Genomic DNA, 9105 nt, shown 5'->3' on the forward strand with positions numbered 1-9105 from the left:
CACGCGGCGACCCGGCCCGTGTGCATCACGCGCGTCGTTGCCGGCTGCAATCCCCTGGGGGTCAGGGGTCTGCCCGGATCAACTGATGTGATTTGCGGAATCCGCGCAACTGCACGCGGACTCCGTCCACAACCAAACCCACGGCCGTCCACAACAGATCGTGAATCCGGTTTGCTGATTTGGAGAACAAATCGGAATCGGATTCGGCGTGAGCCGCAAAGGTTAATGATTTGCGGCTAAATCTGGGTGCCGCGGCCTCCCCGAATCTTCTGTCCAAATGAGTCTGGGACATGCGAGAAATGCCCAGTTGACGGGCCAAAGACGCTTGCTGCCAGCTCCGCCATTCGCCATAGTTCGGCGCAAGGCCGCCTCATTCGGCGGCTGATGTTCTCAGGGCGGGGTGCAATTCCCCACCGGCGGTAAGGGCACATGGTCGCCCAAGCCCGCGAGCGCCTTACACTTGCAAGACACTTTGCTCTTGCAGGCGGAAGGGTCAGCAGATTCGGTGCGATTCCGAAGCCGACGGTCAAAGTCCGGATGAAAGAGAACGGTTGCAACGTCTTTGCGCCTTGCCGCGCGAGGTCGTTGTTCCCTGTGCCCTGATTCTGGTCCTTGAGTGAGGTGATCCATGAATCAGCCGTCGCGAGACTTGCAAGCTCAAAATTCCAACCAGGACTCTCAAGTCCAGGACTCTCAAGTCCGGAACTCTCAAGTCCAGGACTCTCAAGTCCAGGACCCTCAAGTCGAAGAATCCGAGGCCGGCGAAACCGCCGCAGCCGATGATTCGGCAAAGCCGGCGCATCCGCGTTTCGCCAAGCCGCAGCGCGTGGCCTTCGTGCAGTCCGCCTGGCATCCCGAAGTGGTCGCGGAATGCCGCACCGCCTTCCTTGCCGAGGCCGAGGCCCGGCACATCCCGCGCGCTGCGATCGATATCTTCGAGGTGCCCGGCGCATTCGAGATTCCGCTGCACGCGCAGCTCATCGCCAAGACCCGGCGCTACACCGCGATCGTCGCGGCCGGGCTCGTCATCAACGATGAACATGTCGCGGAGACGGTCATCAAGGCCCTGATGGATGTGCAGTTGCGAACGGAGGTGCCGGTGTTCTCTGCGGTGCTGACGCCGGAGCAGTTCCAAGAAAAATTCCGAGAAAGATTCCAAGAAAGATTCCAGGAAACAAGCGCGCATTTCGAATTCTTCCGCAAGCATTTCGCGGCCAACGGGATCCAGGTCGCAAAGGCCTGCGCCAATACGCTGCTCAGCCTGGAGCGGCTGCGCGGCCAGGTCGCGGCCGGGATCGTGCCGAACGTTTGACGCGCCGCATCCGTGCGGCCAAAGCACGACGAGGGACTGCAAAGGGACTGCAAAGGGATTGCAAAGGGATTGATTGTCATTTCCATCACCGCGCCTATAAACTTGGGCGTGGGAGGAGGCACGCCCGTGGAGACGGGCGGCCGAGACGATCATGTTCGAAGGACACGATCCCTATCTCGTCGCGCTCTCGGTGGTGATCGCGATCCTGGGAGGTTACACCGGCTTCTCGCTGGCCGCGCGCATCCGCAGCGCGCCGGGCGTGAGCCCTCGTACGCTACTGGCGGGCGCTGCGGCCTTTCTCGCCGTCGGCATCTGGACCATGCATTTCATAGGCATGCTGGCCGCGCCGATCCCGCCCGATGCCGTCTATCTGGTGCTGCCCACCATCGTATCGTTCCTGATCTGCGCGCTGGTGGTCGGCGTCTCGCTGTTCTTCGTTTCGATCGGGGAGCCGACACTGCTCCGCGTGGTGTCCTCGGCGGTGCTGCTCGGGCTCGGCATCGCCAGCATGCATTATGTCGGGATTCACGGACTCTCCGGCAATTTCGCGATGGAGCATGACGGCGGCTGGGTGATCCTGTCGGTGCTGATTGCGATCGTCGCGGCCTATGGCGGCTTACGCGCGTTCCTGGCGCGCCAGGACGGCATCCGCCTGATCGCAAGCTCGGTCGCGTTCGGCGTCGCGGTGTCCGGCATGCACTATACCGCGATGCATGGCATGCATTTCGTGGCCTGTTCGCCGGAGGTGGCGCGGGCCCATGCCGGCGGACTCGCTGCGTCGCAGCAAACCCTGTCGATCATCGTCTCCGTGCTCTGCTTCGTGATCGCGGCCGGCTTCCTGCTGTCGCTGGTGCCCGATCCGCGCCGGCAATCGACGGCACTGGCGGCCAGTCCCGAATCACCGGTCGCGCCTGCCGCCGCCGCCGTATCGCCCGATATTGTGATGCCGGTCACCATGACCGCGCCACGGCTGATGCCGGGGGCGCCGCTCGGCGGGATCGGGCAACCGCTCCGGTCGCCTGCGCCGCGTCTGCCGGTGGAAGGGGCCAATGGCACCCACTTCATCGATGCAGCGGACGTGCGCAGCGTGAGGGCGGATGCGCACTATACCAGGATCCATGATGGAACCCGCGAGCGCATGTGCCCGTGGTCGATCTCGGAAGCCGAGGCCCAGCTCGACCCCGGCCTGTTCGTCCGGGTGCATCGCAGCCACATCGTGGCGATCCCGCATGTCTCCTTCGTCCGCAAGGAAGGCGATGGCGCCATCATCGAGCTCGATGGCCCCAGCCCGCATCGAGTCCCGGTCAGCCGAGCCAAGATCGCCGAGGTCAAGGCGAGGCTCGGGCTGGCGCGCCGGCATGCCTAGATCGAAGCACGATCTCTTGTCTGTGACTTGAAAGAGCCGAGCGCTTTGGGCGCGCCCGTGAGCCTTCGTGCAGGCTCCCCCTCAAGCGTTAGGTCGCCCAACCTGACGCATTTCGTGCGCCGAAGATCGCGTTTCGTGCGAAATCCGCCCATCCGTGAGGGAGCCGCTGCGTCTGCCTTGCAGGTGCAAATTTGCCGGATCAGCCTGCCGTCCAACGTCCGCGTCCTCGGCGCGCCAACGAACAACGGACGGATGGAGGAGACGATGATTCCTGGCTCATTCAGCTACCATCGACCCGCGACCGTGGCCGATGCGGTCAAATTGCTGGCGGACCTCGGTGATGAGGCCCGCGCCTTGGCCGGCGGCCACAGCCTGGTTCCGATGATGAAGCTGCGGCTTGCCACCCCCAGCCATCTGATCGATCTGCACGGCGTTACCGCGCTGAAGGGTATCCGCCGCGAGGGCAACAATATCGTGATCGGCGCGATGGCCACCCAGCACGACTTGCTGGGGTCCAAGGATATCGGCCAGTCGCTGCCGATCCTGCATGAAACGGCGCTTCTGATCGCCGACCCGCAGGTGCGCTACCGCGGTACCATTGGCGGCAATGTCGCCAATGGCGATCCCGGTAACGACATGCCGGCGCTGATGATGACGCTCGGCGCCAGCTACCGGCTGGAAGGCACCTCCGGCACCCGCGACATCGCAGCGGCGGAGTTCTATCAGGGCGCCTATTTCACCGCGCTCGAGCCCGGCGAAATCCTGACCGCGATCTCGATCCCAGTGGCGCCGGCCGGTCACGGCTATGCTTACGAGAAACTGAAGCGCAAGGTCGGCGATTACGCCACGGCCGCTGCGGCCGTGATGCTTACGATGTCCGGCGGCAAGGTCGCGACCTGCGCGATCGGTCTCACCAATCTGCATGAGACGCCGCTGCTGGCGGCTGACGCCGCGAAGGCGGTGATCGGCACTGGCCTCGACGCCGCGTCGCTGAAGAAGGCGGCTCAGGCCGCCGAAGCGATCATGGCGCCGGCCGCCGATGCGCGGGGCCCGGTGGAATACCGCAAGCATGTCGGCGGCATCATGGTGACGCGCGCGCTGCAGCGTGCGGCGGCCAGAGCAAAATAAGGGAGGGACCGATGGCAAAAACGCACGTCACCATGAAGGTGAACGGCGCCGAGGTCGAAGGCCTCGTCGAACCGCGCACGCTCTTGGTGCATTTCATCCGCGAAAATCTGCAGCTGACCGGCACCCATATCGGCTGCGAGACCACGCATTGCGGCGCCTGCACCGTCGATATCGACGGCATGTCGGTGAAGAGCTGCACCATGTTCGCGGTGCAGGCGCAAGGTTCCGACATCACCACGATCGAAGGCATCGCCAACGCCGACGGCACGCTGTCGGCGCTGCAGGAAGGCTTTCGCATGATGCATGGGCTGCAGTGCGGCTTCTGCACGCCCGGCATGATCGTGCGCGCGCATCGCCTGCTTCAGGAAAACCCTTCTCCGAGCGAGCAGGAGATCCGCATGGGCATTTCCGGCAATATCTGCCGCTGCACCGGCTATCAGAACATCGTCAAGGCGATCCAGTATGCCGCCGCCAAGATCAACGGCGTTGAATTCAAGGAGGCTGCGGAATGAACGACCTCACTCCCACGCGGGAACAACGCACCGCCGCCCTCGAAGGCATGGGCTGCAAGCGCAAGCGCGTCGAAGACATCCGCTTCACCCAAGGCAGGGGCAATTACGTCGATGACGTCAAGCTGCCGGGCATGCTGCACGGCGATTTCGTCCGCTCGCCGCATGCCCATGCGCGGGTCAAGTCGATCAACTCGGACGAGGCGCTGAAGGTGCCGGGCGTGCTGGCGGTGATCACCGCCGAGACGCTGAAGACCGTCAACCTCGCCTGGATGCCGACCTTGGCCGGCGACGTGCAGATGGTGCTGGCGGACGGCAAGGTGCTGTTCCAGAACCAGGAGGTCGCCTTCGTGGTCGCGACCGACCGCTATGCCGCCGACGACGGCATCAACAAGGTGGTGGTCGAATACGAAGCGCTGCCGGTCGTGATCGATCCCTTCACCGCGATGGCGCCGGACGCGCCGGTGCTGCGCGAGGACCTCACCGGCAAGATGACGGGCGCGCATGGCCCGCGCAAGCATCACAACCACATCTTCGAATGGACCGTCGGCGACAAGGACCTCGCCGACGCCGCCTTCAAGAAGGCCGACGTCACCATCAAGGAGATGATCTCCTATCACCGCACCCATCCCTCGCCGCTGGAAACCTGCCAGTGCGTCTGCTCCTTCGACAAGATCAAGGGTGAATTGACGATCTATGGCACCTTCCAGGCGCCGCATGTGATCCGCACCGTGGTGGCGCTGATCGCCAAGATCCCGGAGCAGAAGATCCACGTGATCGCGCCCGACATCGGCGGCGGTTTCGGCAACAAGGTCGGGGCCTATCCCGGCTATATCTGCGCCGCCGTCGCCTCCATCGTCACCGGCAAGCCGGTGAAATGGGTCGAGGACCGCATCGAGAACCTGACCGCGACCTCATTCGCGCGCGACTACCACATGACCACGGAAATCGCCGCGACCAGGGACGGCAAGGTCACCGGCCTGCGCGTCCATGTGCTGGCCGATCACGGCGCGTTCGACGCCTGCGCCGACCCGTCGAAATGGCCGGCCGGCTTCTTCAACATCGTCACCGGCTCCTACGATTTCCCGGTGGCGCATCTTTCCGTCGACGGCATCTACACCAACAAGGCGCCGGGCGGCGTCGCCTATCGCTGCTCGTTCCGCGTCACCGAGGCGGCCTATTGCATCGAGCGCGGCATGGATATTCTGGCGCAGAAGCTCGGCATGGATCCAGCCGAGCTGCGCTTGAAGAACTTCATCAAGCCGGAGCAATTCCCCTATCACTCGGCCTTGGGATGGGAATATGATTCCGGCGACTATCACACCGCGATGCGCAAGATGATGGAGTCGACCGACTACCAGGCGCTGCGCAAGGAGCAGGCCGAGAAGCGCGCGGCGTTCAAGCGCGGCGAGACCCGCGAGATCATGGGGCTCGGCGTGTCGTTCTTCACCGAGATCGTCGGCGCCGGCCCCTCGAAGAACTGCGACATCCTCGGCATCGCCATGTTCGATTCCTGCGAGATCCGCATGCACCCGACCGGTGCCGGCATCGCACGGATGGGTACCAAGAGCCAGGGCCAGGGCCACGAGACCACCTGGGCCCAGATCATCGCGACCGAAATCGGCATTCCCGCCGACAACATCATGGTGGAAGAGGGCAACACCGACACCGCGCCCTACGGGCTCGGCACCTACGGTTCGCGCTCGACGCCGGTCGCAGGCGCCGCCATCGCGATGGCGGCGCGAAAGATCAAGGCCAAGGCGCAGATGATCGCGGCCTACAAGCTCGAAGTCCACGAGGACGATCTCGAGTGGGACATCGATGGTTTCCGCGTCAAGGGCCTGCCCGAGAAGGCCATGTCGATGAAGGACATCTGCTGGGCGGCCTATAATTCGGTGCCGCCCGGCATGGAGCCGGGGCTGGAAGCCGTGAGCTATTACGATCCGCCCAACATGACCTATCCGTTCGGCGCCTATCTCTGCGTGATGGAGATCGATGTCGATACCGGGGTCTACAAGGTCCGCCGCTTCTATGCGCTGGACGATTGCGGCACCCGCATCAACCCGATGATCATCGAGGGTCAGGTGCATGGCGGCCTGACCGAGGCCTTCGCGATCGCGATGGGCCAGGAAATCCGCTACGATCCGGAAGGCAATGTGGTGACCGGCTCGTTCATGGACTTCTTCATGCCGACCGCGGTGGAGACGCCGCATTGGGAGACCGACTTCACCGTCACCCCGTCGCCGCACCATCCGATCGGCGCCAAGGGCGTCGGCGAAAGCCCGAATGTCGGCGGCGTGCCGGCGTTCTCCAACGCCGTCAACGACGCCTTCTCGTTCCTGGGCGCCACCCACATCCAGATGCCGCACGACTTCTGGCGCAACTGGAAGGCGGCCAAGGACCTGGGCGTGTTGGCGTAGTCGGCCGTCATTGCGAGCGCAGCTAAGCAATCCATGTTTCCGCGGCAAGAATGATGGATTGCTTCGTCGCTTCGCTCCTCGCAATGACGACGAAGAGTGATTTTGGCGAAAAGGAAAACGCTCCAGCAATGAACAACCGCGACGAGATCGCGCAAGCCCTGGCGGCCACCGGCTATATCGCCGACGGCGAGCTCGCGACCGCGATCGCGCTGATGCAGCTATTGAAGCGTCCGCTTCTCCTCGAAGGCGAGGCCGGCGTCGGCAAGACCGAGGTGGCGAAAGCGCTCGCCGGCGTGCACGCGACCGAGCTGATCCGGCTGCAATGCTATGAGGGGCTCGACCAGTCGTCGGCGCTGTACGAATGGAACTACCAGCGCCAGTTGCTGGCGATTCAGGCGCATCGCGGCGGCGAGGCCGCCAGTGTCGAGGACCAGATCTTCTCGGAAAAATATCTCCTGGAGCGCCCGCTGCTGGCGGCGATCCGCAGGCCAAAGCCGCCGGTGCTCCTGATCGACGAGATCGATCGCGCCGACGATGAGTTCGAGGCGTTTTTGCTGGAACTGTTGTCCGACTTCCAGGTCTCGATCCCCGAGCTCGGCACCATCGCCGCCACCACGATCCCGCATGTCGTGCTGACCTCGAACGGTACCCGCGAACTGTCCGACGCGCTGCGCCGCCGCTGCCTCTACCACTATGTCGACTTTCCCGACCTCGATCGCGAGGCGCGCATCATCATGGCGCGCGTCAACGGCGCCTCCGCCTCGCTGGCGCTGCAGATCGCGCGCATGGTGGAGGGCATCCGCAAGGAGGATTTGCGCAAGGTGCCGGGCGTGGCCGAGACGCTGGACTGGGCGGCTGCGCTGGTCGGCCTCGACGTGCGCGACCTGCATGACAGTCCCGAGACGGTGCAGGAGACACTGATGTGCCTGCTCAAGACCCATGAGGATCGCGCCCGCGTCACGCGGGAGGTCGCCGAACGGTTGTTGGGGAAGGTCGCATGAGCTGCTGCGGTTCAACACCGGATGTTGCCGAGCTCGACGAGGTGTCCCGCCTGGTCGCGCAAAAGCTCGCGGCGTTCCTGCGCACCTTGCGCGACAGCGGGTTTCCGGTCGGCCTTGCCGAAGGCCAGGACGCGGCGGCCCTGGTGGCATCCGGTTATGCGGCCAAACCCGGCCTGCTGCGCAGCGCATTCAAGCATCTGTTCTCGGCGCGGAAATCCGACTGGGACAAATTCGACGGCTTGTTCGACGCGTTCTGGCTGGGCAAGCGCGCACGCTCGCGCTCGGTGACGACGGGCTCGGCGAAGGCCGCCAACAGCCCGTCGCTGAAGAGCCTGCAGGATCGCAGGCCAGAGCATGGCGGTGGCCCAGCCCCGACCGATCAGGTCCCCTCGCTCGACGACGCGCCGGAAGCGCGCGGCGGCGAAGGGCGCATGGAAGGCGCCTCGCGCACTGAAAACCTGAGCGAGATCGATTTCCGCCACATGGCCGATCCCGACCAGGTCGAGGCGGCGCACGCCGCGGCGGCGCTATTGGCCAAGACCATGCGCACGCGGCTGACCCGGCGCGATCTGGCGCGGCGGCGCGGCTACCGGCTCGATCTCAGGCGCACCATCCACAAGAACATCAGCCATGGCGGCGTGCCGCTGTCACTGGTCAAGCGCCGCCGCAAGGACAAGCCGTTGCGGCTGGTGGTTCTGCTCGATGCCTCGGGCTCGATGAGCCTCTATACCAGCGTATTCCTGCGCTTCATCCATGGCGTGCTCGACGAATTCCGCGAGGCCGAAGCATTCCTGTTTCACACGCGGCTCGCCCATGTCTCCGATGCGATGAAGGAAAGGGACGCCGGCCGTGCGCTCGATCGTCTTTCCATCATGGCGCAGGGTGCAGGTGGCGGCACGAAAATCGGCGAGAGCCTGAAGACCTTCAACCGCTGGCATGCTGCGCGGGTGATCCATTCGCGCACCGTGGTGATGATCGTCTCCGACGGCTACGAGACCGGCGATGCCGGTTTGCTTGGACGGGAAATGGCGGCGCTGTCGAAACGCTGCCGCCGGATCGCCTGGCTCAATCCGATGCTGGGCTGGCAGGGCTATGCGCCCGAGGCCAAAGGCATCAAGGCGGCGCTGCCCTATGTCGATCTCTACGCGGCGGCCAACACGCTGCAAAGCCTCGCCGCGCTCGAACCCTATCTGGCGAAACTGTAAGGGCTGGATGATGACCAGGCATGTCGAGGTGATGGATCTGGTAGCTGCGATGACCGCGGCCGAGCAGGCCTTCGTGCTCGCGACCGTGGTCCGCACCGTGTCGGTGACGGCGGCGAAGGCCGGCGCGAAGGCGATCATCCGCCCGGACGGCAGCATCGTCGCGG

Annotated in this window: 8 protein-coding genes and 1 riboswitch; all 8 genes read left to right on the plus strand. The window is 64.5% G+C overall.

The annotated features are described in order from the left end of the window. Window positions 1-382: 382 nt before the first annotated feature. Window positions 383-553, plus strand: a riboswitch (FMN riboswitch). A gap of 75 nt (window positions 554-628) precedes the next feature. Then, window positions 629-1312 (plus strand): 6,7-dimethyl-8-ribityllumazine synthase, encoded by a 684-nt coding sequence (locus tag WCB02_RS25710; RefSeq protein WP_423962571.1) that lies wholly within the window; start codon window positions 629-631, stop codon window positions 1310-1312. Window positions 1313-1463: 151 nt separating this feature from the next. Next, window positions 1464-2678: an MHYT domain-containing protein gene (locus WCB02_RS25715; RefSeq protein ID WP_423962572.1), complete on the plus strand. Its 1215-nt coding sequence runs from the start codon at window positions 1464-1466 to the stop codon at window positions 2676-2678. 264 nt (window positions 2679-2942) lie between these two features. Then, on the plus strand, window positions 2943-3806 hold the full coding sequence (locus WCB02_RS25720; RefSeq protein ID WP_423962573.1) for an FAD binding domain-containing protein: 864 nt from the start codon (window positions 2943-2945) through the stop codon (window positions 3804-3806). Window positions 3807-3817: 11 nt separating this feature from the next. Next, window positions 3818-4318 carry a (2Fe-2S)-binding protein gene (locus tag WCB02_RS25725; RefSeq protein ID WP_423962574.1) on the plus strand — a complete coding sequence of 167 codons (501 nt, stop codon included), beginning with the start codon at window positions 3818-3820 and terminating at the stop codon, window positions 4316-4318. Beyond that, window positions 4315-6735: an aerobic carbon-monoxide dehydrogenase large subunit gene (locus WCB02_RS25730; RefSeq protein WP_423962575.1), complete on the plus strand. Its 2421-nt coding sequence runs from the start codon at window positions 4315-4317 to the stop codon at window positions 6733-6735. Before WCB02_RS25725 ends, WCB02_RS25730 begins: the two co-directional genes overlap by 4 nt. Window positions 6736-6863: 128 nt before the next feature. Further along, window positions 6864-7736 carry an AAA family ATPase gene (locus WCB02_RS25735; RefSeq protein ID WP_423962576.1) on the plus strand — a complete coding sequence of 291 codons (873 nt, stop codon included), beginning with the start codon at window positions 6864-6866 and terminating at the stop codon, window positions 7734-7736. Further along, window positions 7733-8941, plus strand: a complete 1209-nt coding sequence (locus tag WCB02_RS25740) for a vWA domain-containing protein (RefSeq protein ID WP_423962577.1) — start codon at window positions 7733-7735, stop codon at window positions 8939-8941. Before WCB02_RS25735 ends, WCB02_RS25740 begins: the two co-directional genes overlap by 4 nt. A gap of 10 nt (window positions 8942-8951) precedes the next feature. Continuing rightward, window positions 8952-9105, plus strand: a 154-nt coding sequence (locus WCB02_RS25745; RefSeq protein ID WP_423962578.1) for an XdhC family protein, incomplete at its 3' end; no start/stop codon positions are given.

Source organism: Bradyrhizobium sp. (genome assembly GCF_049581145.1).
Lineage (GTDB): Bacteria > Pseudomonadota > Alphaproteobacteria > Rhizobiales > Xanthobacteraceae > Bradyrhizobium.